A 21338-nucleotide genomic window follows, 5' to 3' on the forward strand; every position below is an offset into this window, starting at 1 on the left:
AGCTTGCGGAGTTATCCACAATGACTGCATGGGCGTGCCCGCACGGGTCTACAGCATGAGGGGAAGAGGGAGCGCTGATGAATGGCGCTGGCGAATGGCACCGATGGGGCCCGAATCCGTCCCGTCTCAGCCTTCGGCAAGCGTGCCGACCACGCCGGTGGCATGCGTGCCGGCAGCCAGCTCCGAGAACAAGGCGGTGTTCTTCTCATCGTCCAGTAGCACCGATGATCCGATGCCGTCCACGTAATAATCGGGGTCGGTCCAATACACACTGCCGGAAATGCCGTGCGATCCGGTCGAGTCCTTGAAAGCGAGCGCCATGTCGATCAGGCTCAACGGCGAGGCCTGTTCATCGACGGTCAACGCGCTGAGGCCCGCTTCGGCAACGGCCATCACGGTCTTTGGATTGGACAGGGTCGCTCCGCTGGAGGCTTTCTTGATGATGGCTGCGATCACCTGACGCTGCCGTGCATTGCGGCCGAAATCGCCGTTGGCGTCCGCATATCGCATGCGTGAGAACGCCAATGCCACACCGCCGTCGGCATGATGACACCCGGCTTGCCAGTTGAGCCCTGAATCCGGGTCCTGCACGTCTTGGTCGTAGCACAGGTCAATGCCGCCGAGGGCGTCCACCACCTGCTGCAGTCCTCCGAATTTGATTTGCGCCACATGGTCGATCTTCTGCCCGGTGATGTCTTCGACCTGTGCGACCAGTGTCGTGCGTCCCAGCAGCTGCGAGACGGCGTTGATCTTCATGTACTGGTCGTCCACTTGCATCAGGGAGTCACGCGGAATGGAAATCAGTGAACTGGGACCGCTCTTGGGTTTGGTGAGCACCAGAATCGTATCGGTTCGATATCCGGTGACATCGCTTGAGCCATCACGTTCGTCGGAGCCCAGTATCAGCCATGTCGAGGCAGGGGTGTCGGCGTGATTGGTCAGATAGTCCGTTTTGTTCAGGCGGCCATCCACCCAATGCCATGCGCCGAATACGCCCAATGCCAGAGCCGACAGGATGATGACGACTGCATAGAGTGCGATGCGCCCGGCACGATGTCGCTTCGTCGGAGGACGTACGACTGCGGATGCTGCCGAGGGGCGCGTGATTGCCGCGAACCGCTGTTGCGAATCGGACCGGGGGCGGCTGTTCGCGGACAACGCTGGCGATGCCGATTGGGCTGCGTTCTGGGATGAGCCGGAGGAGCGACGCGCGCGCGTCGGGGCGCTGTTGCGCGGGTCCGCCGTCCGGGAGACAGATCCCGATGACTGCCGTCTTCCGGTATCGGGGGAGAAGCTGGGCGGTACTGCGGCAGGACCTGACGGACCGCCTGCCGAACCGGATCGTCTCGGTGCCGAAGGCGCAAACGATGCCGGGACGGATATGGGACGCTGCAGGTGATATTGCGGTAGCGGCGACTGCGATGATGTGGAGGAGCTGGGAATCTGGCCTGACGGTCTGGTTCGGCGACCCGCGGGAGGGGCGAAGCTTGGCGGATTGACGTGCTGCTCCGCTTCACCTGATTCCTGCGTCATGCATAATCCTCCTGATATTGTCACGTGTCTGTTGACACTTTGGCACAGCTTATGCCTATGGCGGCGGGGGGATGCTGTTCCTCCCCAGTAACGGCACATACATGGCACATCTGACGGTGGCGGACGAATGATGTGATGCATATTCGTTCGCCATGGGCTCATGTTCTTATAGCACATCATTGGGTGAACAAAGGTATTGACACGAGATGGAATTTGACAAAATTCAAGTATCATGTGTGTAATTTAGGCGTATGAAAACATCAGGGGCAGGGAGGATCGCATGTGGGGTGTGATCGACGATTCCTCCGATGAGCCGATGCAGAATCTGTGGGGACTTTTCCGACCCGATGGTGATGTCTCTTGGCAGCACAAAGCGTTGTGCGCGCAGACCGATCCTGAGGCGTTCTTTCCGGAAAAAGGCGGTTCCACGCGTGATGCCAAGCGCGTATGCGCCAAATGTGAGGTGCGCGAGCAGTGCCTGAAGTGGGCCATCGAGCATGATGAGCGGTTCGGCATCTGGGGTGGTATGAGCGAGCGCGAACGCCGACGGTACAAAAAAGAGCATAGGGAGCAGGCGTAGGCGTATATATGGTTCACGCCATGTGCCACATGGGCCATGCGGGAAACATGAGGCACATGCCGAACGCGTGTAGGGACGTGTGTGCACACGTCCCTTTCAAGGTTGTTGCGTACACTGGGGGTTTATGAGTCCAACAGCGAATGACGATATCCATAATGCATTGGCCAATGCCATGGCTGCGCGACCATACACGCATCGACAGGATGTGGATGCCGGGGTGGCGGCCGTGGTCACGGTGGAGGATGACACGCGGTTTCTTGAGGCGACTCTTCATTCGCTGCTGATTCAGAGCGTATTGCCTGGCGTCATTGTTATCGCGGATGCCACCGGACGCACTGGCCAGTCGTTGAAGACCTCGTTTGAGGTGATTCCATCGCCTTCGGGCCCTGTGCTCGAAGTGCCGCAGGCGAAACAGGTGAGCATCCAGATTGTGAAGGCCAATGGGGCCCGTTCCTTCGGCGATGCGGTGAGCAAAGCCGTCAAAGCCGCGGAACTGGATGTTTCGACGCGCGCCTTATGGCTGCTCCATGATGATTCACGTCCGTCGGACGCCGTATGCCTGGAGCATCTGCTGGAAGCCTGGCGAAACACGCCCGGGGCGAGCATCCTGGGATGCAAGCAGTGCGATTGGGAAGGCGGGCACCTGCATGACGTCGGTATGTATGCCGGCTCGCATGCCGTGCATTCCCTGGTGGTGGATGGCGAACCCGATCAGGAGCAATATGATGGCCGGCGGGATGTGTTCGCGGTATCCCTGGCCGGTGCTCTGGTGTCTTTTGACGAATACAAACGGTTCGGCATCAACCCGTGGCACACCACGTACGGCGAATCGATTGATTTCTGCCGTCGTATTTGTCTGGGCGGCGGGCGCGTGGTCGTTGTGCCGCAAGCGGAGATCGCGCATCGTCGTGCACGGTTCGAGGGTATCCGTACGCGCGGAGGCGAACCATTGGAACATGCGCGTACCCGCGGCCCTGTCATGGGAGTGGCGCGTACGCAGCAACGTTATCTGTATACCGATGTCGGCATGTCGTTGTGGATCGTGTTGTGGCTGTGGCGCCTGATATGCGGTTTCGGTATGGCCATCGCCATGCTGTTCCGCAAGAAGCCGTATGAGGCTTTAGTCCAGCTGTGCCTGCCGTGGCTCGCGTTGACCGCCATTCCGGGAGCGGTCCGTTCCCGGAGGCTGGTCTCCCGGCAGAGCAGCGTGTCCATGGCCTCGCTGCGCGTCCTCCAGGCCGATCGCAGGCAGATCAAGCAGTTTCACGACCGCCGTGACGCCTTTGAGGCCCAGAAGAACATGGTGCTGCTCAGCCCATTGGAACGCGCGCATCTGCGGATGCGTCTGGCTCAACGGTGGGCTGCTGCTGCAGGCATGGCCCTGGTGTGTTTCCTGACTGTCATGGTGGCGTATTGGCCGGTATTCAGACAGGTGTTCTCGGACGGCTCGTTGGCTTCGAATCGGCTGCTGCCCACTGGCGCCAGCTTCCGTCAGCTGGTCCAGTCCGCCACGACGCCGTGGGTGTTCGGTTCGGGATCGGGTGTTCCTGCGCCTCCCACGCCGTGGCTGTTGGTGTTGATGGCGGTTTCGGTCGTGACCGCCGGCCATGTGGCTGCGGCCCTGTCGGTCATACTGTTCACCGCGGCGCCGTTGAGCGCACTGTCGTTCTGGGCGTTGGCCGGCATTTTCACCCGGTCCGATGTGGTTCGTGTTCTGGGCGGATTGCTGTGGGCCTCAACCGGCGTGATGTTCGGATGGTATGCGCAAGCGAATCTGCCGATGCTCACGGTTCTGGTGTTTTTGCCTGCGGCGTTCGCCTTCGTGTTCCGCGCGGTGGGCATGTACCATACCGAGGATCCGCTGAAGCCTCGCACGTCCGTGCAGGCGGCCGCCATCTCGTCGTTGTGCTTTGTGCCGGTCATCGCTGCGGAACCGCAATTGTTGCTGGCGTTGGTAGTCGCATTCGTCGCGTTCCTGCTGTTCGTCAAGCGCAAACGTCTGGCTCTGCTGCTCATTCCGGTGCCTGCGGCCTTCGCCGTCGCCCCGACTCTGGTCAATTCGATTCGATATGCGCACGAAGGTGCGTGGCGTCAGGTGTTCGGCGACATCATGCTGCCGACCACTGAGGCGAATGGATCGCCCGCCGCACTGAGTCTGTTCTCTTCGACGCAGCGTGCGCTGGGGTGGGACCCCATGTCCGGGAAACCGGCTGATATCGCGTTGGCCGCTCTGTTCATCGTCGTCACGCTGTTGGCCGTCATCGCACTGGTGCTGCCGTTCGCCTTGCGGACATCCCGCCTGATGTGGGTGCTCGTCGTCTGCGGTGCCGCGCTGGCCATGGTGTCCAGCCGCATCGCCATCGCGGTGGATGCCGATGGCGTAGTGGCGGGCTCTGCCGAGCCTGGTATCATACTGATGATCATGGGCTTCCTCTCATGCGCCTGCCTGGTCGCGGGCGGCGCCGTGAAACGGTTCCATCCGTTGCATGTCTCCGCCGAGCATCTTGATGCGCGATACGATGCCGGCCGTGTTGGACGATATGTGGTGGCCGGGCGTCTCGTACTCGCTGTGGTGCTTGCTGCGTGTGTGGTGATTCAATGTTGGTATGGCTTCGAACGCCATAGTGATGAGGGGCTTGAGATGTCCCGATCGGGCCTTCCCATGGTGACCGTCGATTATCTGGCATCCGGTGCCGACCATCGTGTACTGGCCATCAGCGCGCCGACCCGTAACTCCATCGATTATTCGGTGATGCGTACCTCGAGGGGTGATCTTATCGACAGTTCGCCGATCACCCGAGTCCGGTTGCTTGACGGCTCCCACGATGACATCGACACGAAACTCGCCCAAGCGGGTGCGTCATTGCTTGCCAATCCTGATGCCCAGGCCATCCAGACGATCAGCGACCTCGGTTTTGGCGGCATCTACGTGGCTGCCAACGGACAGGCGGAAACGGCAGGTTCCCCCTATGAGCAACTGAGCGCCAACATCGCCGCATCCAATGGCACCCAGTCATTGGTCGCCACGGAACAGGGCAGCTATTATCGTCTGACTCTGCAGAACACCGACACGCAGAACGTGGATACATCCTGGCAAAGACGAACGCAGCAAAGCGTCTGGCGCCATGCGTGGCTCATTTGTCTCGGTGTGATTATGGTCATCTATTGCCTGGTCGCTGTTCCGAGGAGGAAACTGTCGTCCGGATTGGAGGAGGAAGCAGCATGAGCAGACGCATCACTTCGGGCGCAAGACACGTCACCAATATCGTGCTCGGCGTCATCACCACCATTCTGCTCGTGGCGGCATTGACGGCACTGTTCGTGATTCCCGGCCCGCAATCCTGGACGGATACGGTCGCCGCCACCGACGACGCCATAGACCAATCAGTGAGTCCCACTCAATCCGAACTCTATTGCCCCGCTCCCATGGGCTTGGCCGACACGGGTACCTACGGCGACAGCGCGTTCCAATCCTCGGTCGGCAATCTGAGCACCCAGGCAAGGTACGCCGCGTTCGGCTCCGTGTACACCTCGATGGTGTCCGCATTCGGGGGAAGCGCCAGCACAAGTGATGTGACGCTGAAAGACCGTGATCTCACCGATGACGCCGATGTGAAGACCGGCGCACAGCAGGTGACGGATTCTGCTCTTATGGATACCCGCATGCTGCAGGCTGCCGAAGGAACGGGAAGCACAGGTACCATTGCATCCTGGGCGGATGATGGCGATCTCAAAGGCGTGTCCGCCGCGTCATGCATACCTACATCACTGAGCCAGTCGTTCCTGTTGACCGGCAGTATGACAGGAACCACGCAGCAGCTCATCGTCGCCAATCCCTCCACGAAGCCGACATCGGTGGATCTGGCGATCTGGGGTTCTCACCAATCAGGGAAGCTGGCGTTGTCCACGCAATCCGCGCTATCGGTGCCGGCGGGAGGCGAGGCCTCGCTGGATCTGTCCGCCGCGGTTTCCGACCAGGATGGTCTGTATGTCACGGTATCCAGCAAGGAGACCCCCATCGCCGCTGTGGTGCGAACCGTCACCATGGATGGGTTGACGTCGAAAGGTTCCGATTTCGCATTGCCGCTGTCAGGCATGTCGAATGCCTCCGTATCACCTTCGGTGGAAGCGGGGGATGAGGTGACCGCCTACCTGTACACCCATGCGGATACTGCCACCGAACTGTCTTGGATCACCTCGCATGGTCTGGTACAGGCAGAAAAGGCGACCCTGACTGATGGGCAGGTGAGTGTCGTGGATTTGGGGAAGGCTCCTGATGGGGCGCTGGGTGTGATGTCCACTGCGGAAGACAAGTTGGCGATGAGCATCAAGACTGTCCGCGCCGGCGACGGACAGCAGACGGATTTCGCGCTGGTGAACGCCGCCGCTCCTGTACGCCGTTCCGGTGTCGTCGTGCCTGATGGGGTGACCGCGACATTGACGGTGGCGAACACCTCGAACCTCGAACAGACGGTAACTGTGCATGCGTACAACGCCGATGGCGACGCGTTGGACAGCAAGGACATCACCATCGGCGCGAATTCCGCAGAACGCATTGCAGCCAAGGATTTCAACAAGGATGGCTCCTCGGCCACGATTTTCATGATGACCGACGATTCGCACAAGGTGGCGTGGAACGCTCGTCTTACCCGTGACGAACTCGGTGACGGGAAGATTGCAGGCATCTCGTCGGTGGAATCCGTGTCGTTGATGCCGATGACCGCCCATGTCTGGGCGCACAGCAACGCGGGCATCGTCCGGTGATCATTTTGGTGATTATCGGACGATGATAGCCGGCGTGGAACGGAATTCGCTCGCCGGACAGGGTGTCGGACAGGATGCATGCGGCTTCAGATGAGCGATTACAGACCCCAATCGGGGTCTATTTCCTCCGGGCGGCGACCATAGAGTTCCGCAACGCGTGAAACCACTTCATCACGGATGGCCAGCTGCAATTCCAGCTTGGTCGGCGCCTCCGTCTGGAGAGGCATGCGGTACAGCACCACGCGTGCGGGAATCCCATGCGATGCCGGGAAACACTGCGACGTCAGGTTCGGTTCGATCTGCCAGGGAACCGGATCAGATGGCGGCACGTCTTCCACCGCGAATTGCAATGGACGGATCAGCTCGGGCCATGCGTCATTCAATCGGCGGATCTGCGCCGCCACCATATCGTCGAACATGCCGGTACGCGTACGGTATCGCGGCATACGAATGCCGAACATCGGGGTGCGCGTGCCCCGTCCATGACGGTTGCGGTAGACTCTGGCGTTCCATGGTGGCTGAAGCATGTATTCCACCATAGGACAAGGCGAAGGCAACATGCGCTAGGATTGGTGCAGTGATAGCAATCTCGTCAGCGAGGAGGGCACGACGAATGCCTGTGCAATCGTGGACCGAACTTGATTTGGATGAACTTTGCGCGCAGGCGCACCTCTTCGGATTCGACCTGGATAATACGCTGGCCAGTTCCAAGCAGCCGATGGAACCTGCCATGGTGGAACGATTCAGCGAACTCACCGCCCGTTGCCAGGTGGCTCTTATTTCTGGTGGCAGCATGGCTGTAGTGACCATGCAGGTGTTGGATGTGCTCAATGATCGAGCCAATCGGGACAATCTTCACGTCATGCCCACTTCAGGCTCCCGGTATTATCGTTGGCGCGGCAACGAGTGGACCCTGATCTACGCGCACGATCTGGATGAGCCGGTGGCGAAGGCCATCACATCCAGCTTTGAACGACACGCGAAGGAACTCGATCTATGGGAGGACCGGGTATGGGGGCCACGCATCGAGAACCGAGGAAGCCAGATCACGTTCTCGGCGCTGGGCCAGTACGCCCCAGTAGCGGCCAAACGGCAATGGGATCCTGACGACAGCAGAAAACAGGCATTGGCCGCGCTGGTCAAACAGGATTTCCCTGATCTGAAAGTTCGTGCGGGAGGATACTCCAGTGTGGACGTCAGTGAGCATGGTATCGACAAGTCCTATGCGGTTCGCACCATCGCCGGTCTGCTTGACATTCCGGTGTCGAGCATCGTCTTCGTCGGCGACCGCATGACGCCGGAGGGGAACGATTACCCTGCAGTCGAGGCAGGTGCGGTCGGGGTGAAGGTGCGTAATCCCGAGGATGCCTTGGGACTGCTGGATGCGCTGTTGGCCAGAATACCGGCGCAATCGTAAGGGCCGATCCCATGAACGGGCCGCAGACGCCGGCGGCATGCATGATTCATGCCGACAATGATGGGGTGGCACATGCCTCGCCATACATGTCCTATGCCGGCAGCCTGGTGAATCGATCATGGCGAACGGTGCGCGATCTGCTGTTTCCCCGCGGATGCGCCGGCTGTGACCGGCCTGATGCCGTATTATGCCCGCAGTGTGCCGCGCTGTTCGCCCAATGCCGGCGCCGCGAGCTCATAGGTGGCGCTACGCTCGGGGGAGCGCCGGATACCAGAGGCGTTCCGGTCTGGTCGGCTGCCGTGTATCAAGGCACTGTTCGACATGCGATTCTGGAATGGAAGGATCATGATGATGTGGAGCTTGACGCCGTGTTCGCTGGCATCATGGATATGCTGACGGTTCGTGCCGCAGTGGCTGGTCGATGCCCGGCAGACAGGCCGCTGCTGGTGGTCCCTGCGCCATCGTCATTGCAATCGATGCGCAGACGTGGACGCAGGCATACCTTGCCTTTGGCTCGTGCGGTGGCCAGGTCGTTGCGTGCACAGGGGATCCGGGCGGAAGTGTCACCCCTATTGACCAGCAACGCGTCCGGTGGCCGTTCCGTGCAACAGACATCATCCGCGCAACGCGCGAAGCGCATCGGAGGCCGAATCGTGATTCGGGAAAAGGCGTTGCAACGGGAAGCCCCGGTGGTGCTGGTGGATGACATCATCACCACCGGAGCCACGTTGCGCCAATGCGTGAAGGCTCTGGAACTCGGGGGAGCGAACGTGGTCGGTGCACTGACGCTCGCATCCGCGGTCATGCGGGATTTCGATCTTCGCTGATGTGATATTTGGGCAGCGTGATTTCGAAATCAGCCCCACGGTCGTCGTCGACGACCTTGACGTTGCCGCCGTGCAGTTGGGCGGCCCACCGGGCGATGGAAAGACCGAGTCCGGTACCGCCGGATTCGGTGCCGGGGCCGGACTTGCCTTTGACGAAGCGACGGAAGATGGCGGACCGATCCTCCGGGGGAATCTGAGAACCGAAATTCACGACATTGGTCACGATGGTGCCGTTGTTGGCATCCTCATGTGCATCGATCAGCACGGTGGTACCATCCGGGGAATGCTTGAGGGCATTGGCGATGATATTGGTGAACAGCTGGCGGAGACGATCCTGATCGCCTTCCATCGTGATATCCGGGTTCACATGCAGCTGGATATCATGCGCATGCCCGCCATCGGTGATTTCCAAAGGTTCGATGGTTTCATCCAGGAACTGCGCGACGTTGAACCGTTCGATGTTCAGGCTTGCGGCCCCCGCCTCCATACGGCTCAGGTCTAGCAGGAATGCGATGAGATCGGACAGACGCTGGGTCTGTGTGAGGATGCTTTCCATATTGGCCGGAGTGGGTTCCGTGACGCCATCGGCCATATTTTCGACCATGGCTTGCAGTGCGGAGACAGGAGTGCGCAGCTCATGGCTGACATTGGCGATCATGTCAAGGCGCATCTTATCGGCATGCTCGAGCTCTTCGGCCATTTCGTTGAAGGAGCGCGCCAGCTGTCCCACTTCATCATGCCGGTCGGGATCGATGGTCACCCGCACCGTGTAATCGCCGTCGGCCATTGACTCGGCCACGTCACGCATCTGACGCAGGGGAGCGGTGATGCCACGTGAGAAGAAATAGGTGATGCCCAGGGCCACCACCAAGGTCAATGGCATGGCAATCCAACCGGACCAGCCGTATTTCAGCAGGAACCAGCACATTATGAAAGCGATGGCGGTGGCGCATACTATGAGCGCGCTGAGTTCCAGCTTCAACGAGGAGAACAAATCAACCGGCTTGACGCCTATGACGCCAAGCCGGGATTGCTTGCGTTTCGCAGTCGGTGTCATCACTCGGTCGGAGGTTCGAATGCGTATCCCACGCCGTGCACCGTACGAATCATATCTGCGCCGAGCTTGTGACGCAGCGCCTTGACATGGCTGTCCACGGTTCGCGTGCCGGACGCGTCCACCCAGTCCCATACCTCCTCAAGAAGCTTTTCGCGGGTGAGCACGGACTTCGGTCTGCGCGCCAGTGTGGCAAGCAGATCGAACTCGGTGGGGGTCAGATGCACCTGTTCGCCGTTCAGTGTGACGATGCGTTGCGCCGGATCGATAATCATGGCGCCGAAATCGAGGATCTTCTCGTTCTCGGCGTTCTTGGCGATTACCTTGGCGCGTTCCACACGGCGAAGCAATGCCTTGCAACGGGCGATGAGCTCGCGCATGGAGAATGGCTTGGTCATGTAATCGTCCGCGCCGGCACCCAGCCCTATGACCTTGTCGGTTTCGTCATCGCGTGCGGTGAGGATCAACACCGGCACCGGGCGTTCGGCGACAATGCGCTTGGTTGCCTCGAGCCCATCCATCACCGGCAGCATGATGTCCATGATGACCAGATCCGGTCTGAGCTGCGAGGCCGCCTGCACTGCCGAGGCGCCGTCACCGGCAACGCGTGCGCTCCAGCCTTCGGCGGTGATGCGCTGGGCGATGGCGGTGGCGAGCGTCGGTTCGTCCTCCACCACCAGCACCGTGCGCGCAGCAGTGTTCTGACGTGCTGTGGTATTGAGCATAAACAGTTACCTTTCAGCCTGATGGCTAGTTCAGTCTTCTGGCTTCAAGAATACAACCCCCAATGCAGGTACGGTGATTTTCGCGGAGAACGGGCGGGAATGGTATTCGCCCTTCTCTGCCTCGAACGTGCCGTTGTGGATATCGGACCCTCCGTATTGGGCGTCGTCCGTGGTGAATACCTCTGTCCACTTGCCGCCGGTGGGCAGAGCCACCTGATAATCGGACCATGCCTCTCCGGAGAAGTTGACCACTACGGCCAGAGTCTCCCCCTTGGAGCCGATGCGCAGGAAGCTCAGCGTGTTGTGATCGGCATCGTCACTGGTGAGCCACTGGAAGCCAGCCGGATCGAAATCCTGGCTCCACAGTGCCGGATTCGCCTTGTAGAAGGCATTGAGGTCGCTGACGAAATGCTGAATCTGGCGATGCTCCTGCCAGTTGAGGCAATCCCAGTCGATGGAGGCGTCGTGGTTCCATTCGCCCCATTGCGCCAGCTCATTGCCCATGAAGGACAGCTTCTTGCCCGGGTGTGCCCATTGGTAGGCGAACAGGGAGCGCACGCCGGCCAGTTTCTGCCAGCCGTCGCCCGGCATCTTCCCGTAGACGGAGCCTTTGCCGTAGACCACCTCATCATGGCTGATGGGCAGCACGTAATGCTCCGAATAGGCGTACACCATCGAGAAGGTGATCTCATTGTGATGCCATTTGCGGTTGATAGGCTCCTCATGCAGATACTCAAGGGTGTCGTGCATCCAGCCCATGTTCCATTTGAGCCCGAATCCGATGCCGCCTGCGCTGGTGGGGGCGGTGATGCCCGGCCACGCGGTGGACTCCTCGGCGATCATCATGATGCCGGGGTTGTTCTTGTATGCAGTGGCCGTGGCCTCCTTGAGGAAGTCGATGGCTTCGAGATTTTCGCGTCCGCCATAGATGTTCGGCCTCCACTGACCGGGTTCGCGGCTGTAGTCGAGGTAGAGCATCGAGCTGACGGCATCCACGCGGAGGGCGTCGATGTGCAGTTCCTCCAGCCAGAAGAGGGCGTTGGCCACGAGGAAGTTCCGCACTTCACGGCGGCCGAAGTTGAAGACATAGGTGCCCCAGTCGGGATGCTCGCCGCGCAACGGGTCCGGATCCTCATACAGCGGCGTGCCGTCGAAGCGGCCGAGCGCGAAACCGTCCTTCGGGAAGTGGGCGGGCACCCAGTCCATGATCACGCCGATACCGGCCTGATGGAACTTGTCCACCAGATAGCGGAAATCATCCGGGGAGCCGAGGCGGGAATCCACGGCGTAGTATCCGGTGACCTGGTATCCCCAGGAGCCGGAGAACGGATGCTGGGCGAGGGGCATGAACTCGACATGCGTGTATCCCTCTTGTTTGACGTAGTCTACGAGCTGCTTGGCCAGATCCCGGTATGTCAGTCCTTCCTTCCAGCTGGCGGCATGGACCTCGTAGATGGAGACCGGGCCGCTGGTCGGATCGGAGGCGCGACGCTTGGCCAGCCATGCATCATCGTTCCACTGATAATGCGAGTCGGTCACGATGGATGCCGTGTTCGGCGGAACCTCATGCTGACGCTCCATCGGATCGGCCTTCATCTCCCACTGATGGTTGGCGTTGAGAATCTGGAACTTGTAGCGTTCGCCTGCGCCGATGCCGGGAATGAAGAGCTCCCATACGCCGGAGGAACCCAGCTCACGCATGGCGTGAAGTCGTCCGTTCCAGCCGTTGAAGTCGCCGACCACGCGCACGGCATGCGCATTCGGCGCCCATACGGAGAATGAAGTGCCGACCAGCTGTTCGCCGACGACGCCCCGGGTATCGCCCATCGGGTCGTCATAGCGGAGCACATGGGCGCCCAGCGCCTCCCACAATCGTTCATGGCGACCTTCGCCGAACAGGTAGGTGTCCATGTCGCCGAGCGTGGGCAGATAGCGATAGGGGTCATCGTCGATGACGACCTCGCCGTTCTCCCATTCGGTGCGTATGCGGTAGTCGGGAACTGCCGGATGCTTGGCGTCTCCTGCTGCGGGTAGCGTCACCACGAATACGCCGTTGTGCTCGTGGTGCATGACGTAATCACCGTCCTGGGTGTTGATGGCGACGGTTTTGGCCGAGGGGCGCAGAACACGGATGGTCACGGTGTCGGCATGCTTGCCGATGCCGAGGTGCCCACCGAGAATCTCGTGCGGGTTGTAGAACTCGCCATTGCTCACGGCGTCGAGGTCGCTTTCGGCGACAGGCACGGTGATGGTATCTTCGTTGATCTTGGTTTCAGTATCCATGCCCCAAAGTCTACGTGTGTCAGCGCGTAAAACGCCGTATTAACGCGGCAAATGCGGCGAAATTCTGCTGTTGCTCGCGTGTCGTACATATTGTGAACGCTATCAGCGTCGCAGTCCATGCCAGATGGCACAATTATTCGAGTTTTTGTGTGTGAGCCGTCAGTTCTCGGAGGATTCATGTCTTATAAAGTCGGCGATATGGTCGTTTATCCACGTCATGGTGCAGCAAAAGTGGAGGCCATCACCGAGCGGACGGTCAAAGGTGTGACCCGTGAATACCTGCAGCTGTCCGTATTGTCTTCTGATGGCCTGGTCATCAATGTGCCGGTCGACAATGCGAAAAAGGTCGGTGTGCGCGACATCGTCTCCGCCTCCGAGGTGGCGAAGGTGTTTGAGATCCTGCGTACGCCGATCATCGAGAAAGAGATGAACTGGTCCCGCCGCTACAAGCTGAACGTCGAGAAGATCGCCACCGGTGATGTCAACAAAATCGCCGAAGTGGTTCGTGACCTTGCGCAGCGTGATGTGGACGAGCATGGTTTGTCCGCCGGCGAGAAGCGGATGCTGACTAAGGCCCGAGCCATCCTGACATCCGAAATCGCCCTTTCCGAAAAGATCGACGAGCCGGAGGCTCAGCGTCTGCTCGATGTGAATCTGGGTTATGAGCCTGCACAACCCGGCGATGAGAAGCACCATACCGAGGAGCCTGAGGAGGCTGCTGCTGACACGCTCGCTCGGGTGGCTGCGGAAAAGAAGTCCAAGAAGAAGTGATGACAGCAACGCCTTGGCCCGATGATGGGGCCGAGGCGTTGCTGCATATATATAAGGCGTTTGCATATGCAAGACGTTCTCTATGGAATTCCGTCGGCTTCAGCCATGATGCGTGTGGACAACGATGATGACTGAGGCCACGTCGTGGCGATCGGAGAGGTCATATGGATGATGGCATGCTGATAGGCCAGGGGTTCGACGCGCATCGCTTCGCAGTTGCCGGCTCCTCGCGTCCGCTGTGGCTGGCGGGACTGTTCTGGCCTGTGCCTCAAGGTGCCGATCCCGCTCACTATGAAGGCATCGAAGGCGATTCCGATGGCGATGTCGCCGCCCATGCCCTGATTGATGCGTTGCTTTCCGCGAGTGGTCTTGGCGATATCGGCTCATTGTTCGGTGTGGGGGCCGCCGCTCATGGAGCCGGTATGCAGGGTTGTGACATGCTTCATGAGACCGTGGCCTTCATGCGCGCACACGGGTATGAACCATGTTCCGCATCGGTGGCCATCATCGGCAATCGCCCGAAGGTCAGTACCCGCCGCATCGAGGCCGAGACGGTGCTGTCCGAAGCTGTCGGTTGTCGTGTCTCTGTGACTGCCACCACCACCGATCACATGGGCTTCACCGGCCGAGGTGAAGGCATTGCCGCCATCGCCAGCGCTCTGGTCAGATGCGCTGGCGATGAGGGATGATCGTCGACAACTGTTTGTTGCTGAGCGGGCTGTATAAGGCGTCAGTGCGCTTTGAGGGCATATACAGCCCTGGCGATGGCCCAGAACAGGGTTGACAGCGTCACGATGATGAAGCTCGGGGGAGCGGGGAACATTGCCGAAAGCACCAGTCCAAGCCATATCGAGACCAGGCACAGCAGACTGGCGATGACCATCGCCTTGAACGGCGATCCCGCCAGGATGTTGGCGGTGGCCGCTGGCGTGATGACGAGCGCGAAGATCAGAAGAGTCCCCACGGCGGGCACCGCGATGGTGATGACGCCAGCCATGATGGCCATGAACGCCACGTTCATCAGTCCAATCGGCACGCCTTTGGCCTGGGCCACCTGCTCGTCGAGCGAGCTGAACAGCAATGGTCGGTAGATGACAGCCAGCAGTATCAGCAGCAATACATCGAACACCATGAAACCGATGATCTGATCCTTGGTGATGGTCAGGATCGAACCGAAAAGGATGGATTGCATTTGCTGCGATGCGGAGCTGGACAGTCGGGCGAAGAACAGGCCGAGGCCGGTGGCGAACGCCAGTACCGTACCGGTGGCGATCTCACGCTCGGAGATGCGTTTGCCGAGCGCGCCGATGACGAGTGCGCCGCCTAAGGCGAACACGCCCATGCCCAACGAAACGGGCAGTCCGAACAGCACGGCTCCTGTGGCGCCAGGCAGGCCGATGTGGGCGAGCGCATGGGCTGCGAATGTGGAGTGGCGTGCGATGGTGAAATACCCCATCACTCCTGCCGCCAGGGCGATGAACAGGCCGGCGACGAAGGCATTGGTCATGAATGGAGCCGTGAGCGTGCTCATCCAATCGGGGTCGAATGCGAAATTGATATCACCCATCACTTGCCGTCCTTTCCGGCAGCCGAAGCGTCGACTGCCGTTCGATCATGCAGGGAGCCGTGATCATGATGATGCATTTGCGCCACTTCGGTGGCCGTATGCATGTCCTGCATCTGGGTATCCGGCTCATCCGGTGTCGGGGTCACGAACATATCGCCCTGTGGTGTGGTCACTACCTGCACCTGCGTGCCGTACAGATGCGTGAGCAGGTCGGAGTCAAGCACCTTGCCCATATCCGCGTAATGCGGGTGTCCGTCGAGCAGGTAGACTGCGCCGGTCATGATCGGCAACAGCATGTTGAGATCGTGGGCCACCACCTGGATGGTCATGCCCAGTTCTTTGTTGAGGCGCGCGAGCACATGAACGGCGGCCCGCTGGCTGGCTAGGTCGAGATTGGCCAGCGGCTCGTCAAGCATGAGGAGCTGAGGGTCGCTCACCAGCGCTTGCGCTATGGCCACGCGCTGGCGAAGACCGCCTGACAATTCGGAAAGACGGTATTGCGCCTTGTCTGCGATGCCGGTGAATTCCATGGCCTGTCGGGCTTTGTCGCGTTCCTCCCGTGTCACCAGATGGATGCCGAATCGTGTGCCGGTCAGACCGAGCAGTACCGATTGTTCGGCGGTGAGATTGGAATCGACGTTGGAAACATAGCTTTGCGGTACGTATCCGATGCGTTTGTTTGCTTGGCCTGCCGGCTTGCCTAGTACAGTGACGCTGCCGTGGGACAGGGGAAGCAGCCCCAATTCCGCTTTCATCATGGTGGTTTTGCCGGCGCCGTTGGTGCCCACGATGGCTGTGACCGAACCGTAGGGGATGCTGAAGGTGCCGTGTTGCCAGATGACATGGTCGCCACGTGTGATGGCGGCGTCGTCAAAGACGATGCAGTCGGGGTTCTTGCTCATAGCCACTGATTGTGGCAAATGATGCTGACAATCGTTCTCAATTACTGCTTATTCGGGTCGGGTTGGGCGTCGTCGGCTGATGCATCAGCAGAGTTTGCACCATCCTTCGAGATGCCGCTGCCGCCAGCTGCGTCGGATGACGCCTTGCATTCGCGCAGATACGTCGGGGCGTCATCACCGGAATCATTCGATGATTCGCCGTCTGCGGAGGTTGCGTTGCCGTTTGAATCATCGCTGGATGATGTGCCGTTGGAATCGGATTCGGTGGCGTTGGCGTTCCCGGAGTCGGAGCTCGATGCGTCTTCGGAGGAACTGCCGTCACCGGAGCCGTTTTCAGTGTCAGATTCGCAGCCGTAGCTGGGGTCCACGGCGTCGATGATTGTATTGACGAGTTGGTTGATCCAGTCGTTCAGCGCATTGACGTCCTCGGGCATCTGCTCGGAGATGTCCACCACCGGTACGTCTGCGCGGCCAGCGGTGCCGGTGATCATGTTCGTGGCGTCGCTGGATTCCTGCGTGTTGTTGACGAGCACGTCGGCTTTCCCGTCCTCGAGGAGCTTCTGGAACGATTGCAGGTCGGCAGGGGCGACTTCGCCGCCTGACGCGGTGGATTGCGTATAGCCTTTCGGTGTGATGTCCTCGAACCCCAAATCGGACATCAGGTAATACGCCACTGGTTCCGTCGCCGCGTAGGCGATCTTCTTTGTATGGTGTTTGGTGAAATCACCCACCCATTGCTCCAGGGATTGCTCCCCTTGCTTCCATGTCGCCAGCCGCTGTTCGAAATCCTTCTTCTTGCTTGGAAGGGCCTTGATATACGCTTCGGTGATCGCCTCGGCCATGCCGGTGCGCGCGTCTTTGGAGAACCACAGATGCGGGTTGTCGCCTTCCGTGGCGCCCACCACAGAAGCCGCGGATACCAGGTTCGAACCTTGCCCCAGTGATTTGGTCGCCCAGGAATCATATCCTGCGCCGTTGGCCACCACTACCTGCGCCTTGGACAACTTGGCCACGTCGGAGGTCTTCGGCTCGAAATCATGCGCATCGACGTTGGTGGAATTCACGATGGAGGTGACCTTCACGTCATCGCCGCCGAGCTCGGCGGCCAGCGAACCCCACTGGTTGATGGACGACACCACGGTGATCGGTCCTGTCGCCTGTTTGTCGATGTCGGTGGATGAATCGCCGGAACCGGGGGCCGCAGACGGTTGCGAACCGCATGCTGCTGCAGCCAACAGCATGACGGCGCTGATGCCTGCTGCCGCGTATCGCGTAAGTCGTGCGAATCGAGTCCCCATAACGCGCCTTCTTTTCGTGCGTGGACGATACATGTATGACTTGTTTCAACGATAGCCTATCGTTTCGATACAGTTCATTTATTCACCGAAATAATCGTGGAAGGGCTTCAGATGACTATGAGGATCGACGGCAAGAAGGTCGCTGGCGAAATCAAGGCCGATCTTTCGAAGCGTGTCGCGCGACTTGCGGCGCAGGGTGTGGTTCCCGGACTCGGCACCGTGCTGGTGGGGGAGGATCCCGGGTCGGTCAAATACGTGGCCGGCAAGCATGCGGATTGTCAGGAAATCGGTATCCGTTCGGTACGGAAGGACCTGCCGGCCGACGCCGATTTCGATCAGATAGCGGCAGCGGTCAGAGAGCTCAACGCAGACCCGGCGTGCAACGGTTTCATTGTTCAGCTTCCACTGCCCAAGGGCATTGATGAGAACGCCATCATCGACATGATCGATCCGGCCAAGGATGCGGACGGCATGCACCCGTACAACCTGGGTGAGCTTGTGCTGCATGTCCGCAGCGAAATCACCACGCCGTTGCCCTGCACGCCGCGAGGCGTCATCGAATTGCTGAAGGCCTATGACATCGACCTCAATGGCAAGGAGATATGCGTGCTGGGGCGAGGCATCACCATCGGGCGTACCATCGGACTGATGCTGACGCGCAATGCGGTGAACGCCACGGTGACGCTGTGCCATACCGGTACCAAGGACGTGGTCGACCACATGAGGCGTGCCGACGTGATTGTGGCGGCCATGGGACAGGCCGGTTTTGTGACTCCCGACAAGATAAAGGAGGGAGCGGTGCTGGTCGACGTCGGCGTCAGTCGCGTCTTCGACGAGGAAGCCGGTCGATACCGCATCAAGGGCGACGTGGACCCTGCATGCTATGAGAAGGCCTCCGCCTACACGCCCAACCCTGGTGGTGTGGGCCCCATGACCCGCGCGATGCTGCTCGCCAACGTGGTGGAAATGGCAGAGCGCTCCCTGTAGGCAAGCGGAGCGTGGGGTTGGGATGTTCTGTTGCCGGGCGTAAAGCTTGGCCCGAGCGGCCTGGAGCGATCCCGGGCGCAGCGCACCCCGACCCCACGCGTCAGATGACAGTGTCAGACGACAGTCTGATGCGACGACACGCCTGATATTATCGAGGATTTTTGGCCAGAGATGCCTGTATCCTGAATATTTGTATGTCTGTAAAGGCGTGCGAATAACTGAATATCGAGTAACTATCCATCCATTCTATGAGAAACCATTAATTACATGGCAGAGAACAACACTGAAGTCACCAAGGTCGCCATCAACGACATCGGCACCGAAGAGGACTTCATCAAGGCAGTCGATTCCACCATCAAGAACTTCGACGATGGTGATCTGGTCGAAGGTACCGTCGTCAAGATCGATCACGACGAGGTCCTCCTGGATATCGGCTACAAGACCGAGGGCGTGATCCCCTCCCGCGAACTTTCCATCAAGAAGGACGTTGATCCTGACGAAGTCGTCGAGGTCGGCGACCAGATTGAGGCCCTTGTCGTCACCAAGGAAGACAAGGAAGGCCGTCTGATTCTTTCCAAGAAGCGTGCTCAGTACGAGCGTGCCTGGGGCGACATCGAGAAGATCAAGGAAGCTGACGGCGTTGTTGAGGGCACCGTCATCGAAGCCGTCAAGGGCGGCCTCATCGTGGACATCGGTCTGCGTGGCTTCCTGCCGGCCTCCCTGGTCGAGATGCGTCGCGTCCGTGACCTGTCCCCGTACATCGGTCAGAAGATCAAGGCCAAGATCCTCGAGCTCGACAAGAACCGCAACAATGTGGTGCTCTCCCGTCGCCAGTACCTCGAGGAGACCCAGTCCGAAGTTCGCGAGACCTTCCTGTCCCAGCTCAAGAAGGGCCAGATCCGTGAGGGCGTGGTGTCCTCCATCGTCAACTTCGGCGCATTCGTCGATTTGGGCGGTGTTGACGGCCTGATCCACGTTTCCGAGCTGTCTTGGAAGCACATCGACCACCCGTCCGAAGTCGTCAAGGTCGGCGACAAGGTCACCGTCGAGGTGCTCGACGTCGATCTCGATCGTGAGCGTATCTCCCTGTCCCTCAAGGCCACTCAGGAAGACCCGTGGCAGCGCTTCGCACGCACCCACGTTCCTGGCCAGATCGTCAAGGGCAAGGTCACCAAGATCGTCCAGTTCGGTGTCTTCATTTCCGTCGAGGACGGCATCGAGGGCTTGGTGCACATCTCCGAGCTCGCCAACCGTCACGTCGAGAACCCGGAGACCGTGGTCAAGCCGGGCGAGACCGTGTTTGTCAAGGTGATCGACGTCGATCTCGATCGTCGCCGCATCTCCCTGTCCCTCAAGCAGGCCAACGACTCCGTCGACCCGGCTTCCGAGGACTTCGATCCGGCCATCTACGGCATGCCGGCCGAGTACGACGAGCAGGGCAACTACAAGTACCCCGAAGGCTTCGACCCGAACACGAACGAGTGGATCGCCGGTTACGAGAAGCAGCGCGAGGAATGGGAATCCCAGTATGCTGCCGCCCACGAGCTGTGGGAGGAGCACAAGGAGTTCGTGGCCAAGGAACTGGCCAACGCTGCCGAGTCCGCTGCCGCCGATGGTCAGGGCCAGAAGGAAGAGAAGCCGGTCGAGGAGACCTCCAATTACTCTTCCGCCGCTCCGGCCACCGGTACGCTCGCTGATTCCGACCAGCTCGTCGCCCTGCGCGACCAGCTGCTCGGCAAGTGAGTTAGCCGCACTGCAAGGCTGCTAGCGCCTAGCGCATAAGGAAACCCGACCCATAGTGGTCGGGTTTTCTTGTATGTGCCCGCTCGCACGTCCCACACGTTTGGCTGCAGGAGCCTTCACACTTCTCATGCGCATGGATGTTTCACCGTGCATGGATTCTCCCATCGTGGCCCCGGAATAGTGCATCGCGTATTAGCATAGCGTCTATGAGAATAGGATTGACTGGTGGCATCGCGGCGGGCAAAAGCACCGTGGCCGCGAGGCTGAGCGAACTGGGTGCATTGCTTATCGACTACGATGCGCTGGCCCATGACGTGGTCAGACCAGGGGGAGTGGCATTGCCTCGTATCGAGGTGGAGTTCGGTTCGGCTGTTTTGAACGTTGACGGCACTTTGAACCGTTCCTGGATGGCTGACCATGTGTTCGGCAAGGATGCGCAGCCGGATGCCCGCGCGCGTCTGGATGCCATCGAGCATCCGCTGATTTATGCTGAAGCCTCGCGTGCCGAACAGCATCATCCAGAGGCGCGAATTATCGTGCACGATGTGCCGCTGCTTGCCGAGGTCATCGATGACATACCGTTCACTTTTGACCACATCGTGACGGTTGAGGCCCCCGTGTGCATGAGGCTCGAGAGACTTGTCGAGGAACGAGGCATGAGCCTGGAACAGGCCGAAGGGCGTATCCGTCATCAATCCAGCGAGGATGAACGACGTGCGATCGCGGACATTGTCATCGACTCCGCTCAGCCAATGTCAAGGATGATGGCTCAAGTCAATGAGATATATCAAGGTTTCCTTTCCGAAATGAATAGAGCGGTTGAATAGCCCCTTGTCGATCTTGACTGTCGGATGGTGTTGAATAATCGCCGATGCGCATGGTTGCGT

18 protein-coding genes are annotated in these 21338 nt (G+C 59.7%); 10 read left to right on the forward strand and 8 right to left on the reverse strand.

Annotated elements, in window-relative coordinates:
- Window positions 1-126: 126 nt before the first annotated feature.
- Window positions 127-1533, reverse strand: a complete 1407-nt coding sequence (locus tag BW14_RS11925) for an LCP family protein (RefSeq protein ID WP_181162307.1) — start codon at window positions 1531-1533, stop codon at window positions 127-129.
- Between the two features lie 280 nt (window positions 1534-1813).
- Between BW14_RS11925 and BW14_RS05670 the strand changes: the two genes are divergently transcribed.
- The 3 genes from BW14_RS05670 (at window position 1814) to BW14_RS05680 (ending at window position 6877) form a co-directional block, all read left to right on the forward strand.
- Entirely contained in the window at window positions 1814-2113 is a 300-nt protein-coding gene (locus BW14_RS05670; RefSeq protein WP_044088543.1) for a WhiB family transcriptional regulator, read from the forward strand.
- A 124-nt stretch (window positions 2114-2237) separates the two neighbouring features.
- The gene (locus BW14_RS05675; RefSeq protein ID WP_140462472.1) at window positions 2238-5339 is read left to right on the forward strand and encodes a glycosyltransferase family 2 protein; all 3102 of its coding nucleotides are present in this window, start codon (window positions 2238-2240) and stop codon (window positions 5337-5339) included.
- Window positions 5336-6877, forward strand: coding sequence for a DUF5719 family protein (locus BW14_RS05680; protein ID WP_044088540.1), 1542 nt, complete (start codon window positions 5336-5338; stop codon window positions 6875-6877). The genes BW14_RS05675 and BW14_RS05680 overlap by 4 nt, the downstream gene beginning before the upstream one ends.
- Window positions 6878-6975: 98 nt before the next feature.
- On the opposite strand, the gene BW14_RS05685 is transcribed toward BW14_RS05680, so the two are convergent.
- Window positions 6976-7404: a metallopeptidase family protein gene (locus BW14_RS05685; RefSeq protein ID WP_181162308.1), complete on the reverse strand. Its 429-nt coding sequence runs from the start codon at window positions 7402-7404 to the stop codon at window positions 6976-6978.
- Between the two features lie 86 nt (window positions 7405-7490).
- On the opposite strand from BW14_RS05685, the gene BW14_RS05690 reads away from it, so the two are divergent.
- The gene (locus BW14_RS05690; protein WP_044088537.1) at window positions 7491-8294 is read left to right on the forward strand and encodes an HAD-IIB family hydrolase; all 804 of its coding nucleotides are present in this window, start codon (window positions 7491-7493) and stop codon (window positions 8292-8294) included.
- An 86-nt stretch (window positions 8295-8380) separates the two neighbouring features.
- Window positions 8381-9121, forward strand: coding sequence for a ComF family protein (locus BW14_RS05695; protein WP_044088704.1), 741 nt, complete (start codon window positions 8381-8383; stop codon window positions 9119-9121).
- Here the strand turns inward: BW14_RS05695 and BW14_RS05700 are convergent.
- From BW14_RS05700 to glgB, 3 genes are read right to left on the reverse strand one after another with little or no spacing between them, the layout of a single operon-like run.
- Window positions 9096-10178, reverse strand: a complete 1083-nt coding sequence (locus tag BW14_RS05700) for a cell wall metabolism sensor histidine kinase WalK (protein WP_044088536.1) — start codon at window positions 10176-10178, stop codon at window positions 9096-9098. The genes BW14_RS05695 and BW14_RS05700 overlap by 26 nt on opposite strands.
- On the reverse strand, window positions 10178-10900 hold the full coding sequence (locus tag BW14_RS05705) for a response regulator transcription factor (protein WP_044088535.1): 723 nt from the start codon (window positions 10898-10900) through the stop codon (window positions 10178-10180). Before BW14_RS05705 ends, BW14_RS05700 begins: the two co-directional genes overlap by 1 nt.
- A 30-nt stretch (window positions 10901-10930) precedes the next feature.
- Window positions 10931-13183 (reverse strand): 1,4-alpha-glucan branching protein GlgB, encoded by a 2253-nt coding sequence (gene glgB / locus BW14_RS05710; RefSeq protein WP_044088534.1) that lies wholly within the window; start codon window positions 13181-13183, stop codon window positions 10931-10933.
- A 177-nt stretch (window positions 13184-13360) separates the two neighbouring features.
- Between glgB and BW14_RS05715 the strand changes: the two genes are divergently transcribed.
- Entirely contained in the window at window positions 13361-13954 is a 594-nt protein-coding gene (locus tag BW14_RS05715; RefSeq protein ID WP_044088533.1) for a CarD family transcriptional regulator, read from the forward strand.
- Window positions 13955-14130: 176 nt separating this feature from the next.
- Complete coding sequence (gene ispF / locus BW14_RS05720; protein ID WP_140489504.1) at window positions 14131-14643, forward strand: 2-C-methyl-D-erythritol 2,4-cyclodiphosphate synthase; 513 nt, start codon at window positions 14131-14133, stop codon at window positions 14641-14643.
- Window positions 14644-14684: 41 nt separating this feature from the next.
- Here the strand turns inward: ispF and BW14_RS05725 are convergent, their stop codons facing one another.
- From BW14_RS05725 to BW14_RS05735, 3 genes are read right to left on the reverse strand one after another with little or no spacing between them, the layout of a single operon-like run.
- The gene (locus tag BW14_RS05725; RefSeq protein ID WP_140489506.1) at window positions 14685-15521 is read right to left on the reverse strand and encodes a metal ABC transporter permease; all 837 of its coding nucleotides are present in this window, start codon (window positions 15519-15521) and stop codon (window positions 14685-14687) included.
- On the reverse strand, window positions 15521-16423 hold the full coding sequence (locus BW14_RS05730) for an ABC transporter ATP-binding protein (protein WP_044088530.1): 903 nt from the start codon (window positions 16421-16423) through the stop codon (window positions 15521-15523). The genes BW14_RS05725 and BW14_RS05730 overlap by 1 nt, the downstream gene beginning before the upstream one ends.
- Window positions 16424-16464: 41 nt before the next feature.
- On the reverse strand, window positions 16465-17721 hold the full coding sequence (locus BW14_RS05735) for a metal ABC transporter solute-binding protein, Zn/Mn family (protein ID WP_140489508.1): 1257 nt from the start codon (window positions 17719-17721) through the stop codon (window positions 16465-16467).
- Between the two features lie 111 nt (window positions 17722-17832).
- On the opposite strand from BW14_RS05735, the gene BW14_RS05740 reads away from it, so the two are divergent.
- The 3 genes from BW14_RS05740 (at window position 17833) to coaE (ending at window position 21278) form a co-directional block, all read left to right on the forward strand.
- Complete coding sequence (locus tag BW14_RS05740; protein ID WP_044088527.1) at window positions 17833-18708, forward strand: bifunctional methylenetetrahydrofolate dehydrogenase/methenyltetrahydrofolate cyclohydrolase; 876 nt, start codon at window positions 17833-17835, stop codon at window positions 18706-18708.
- A gap of 267 nt (window positions 18709-18975) precedes the next feature.
- A complete protein-coding gene (rpsA, locus tag BW14_RS05745; protein WP_140489510.1) occupies window positions 18976-20451 on the forward strand; it encodes a 30S ribosomal protein S1 in 1476 nt (491 codons plus the stop codon).
- Window positions 20452-20657: 206 nt separating this feature from the next.
- The gene (gene coaE, locus BW14_RS05750) at window positions 20658-21278 is read left to right on the forward strand and encodes a dephospho-CoA kinase (protein ID WP_140489512.1); all 621 of its coding nucleotides are present in this window, start codon (window positions 20658-20660) and stop codon (window positions 21276-21278) included.
- Window positions 21279-21338: the final 60 nt, after the last annotated feature.

The organism is Bifidobacterium sp. UTBIF-68 (genome assembly GCF_006408855.1).
In the GTDB taxonomy this organism is placed as follows: domain Bacteria; phylum Actinomycetota; class Actinomycetes; order Actinomycetales; family Bifidobacteriaceae; genus Bifidobacterium; species Bifidobacterium reuteri.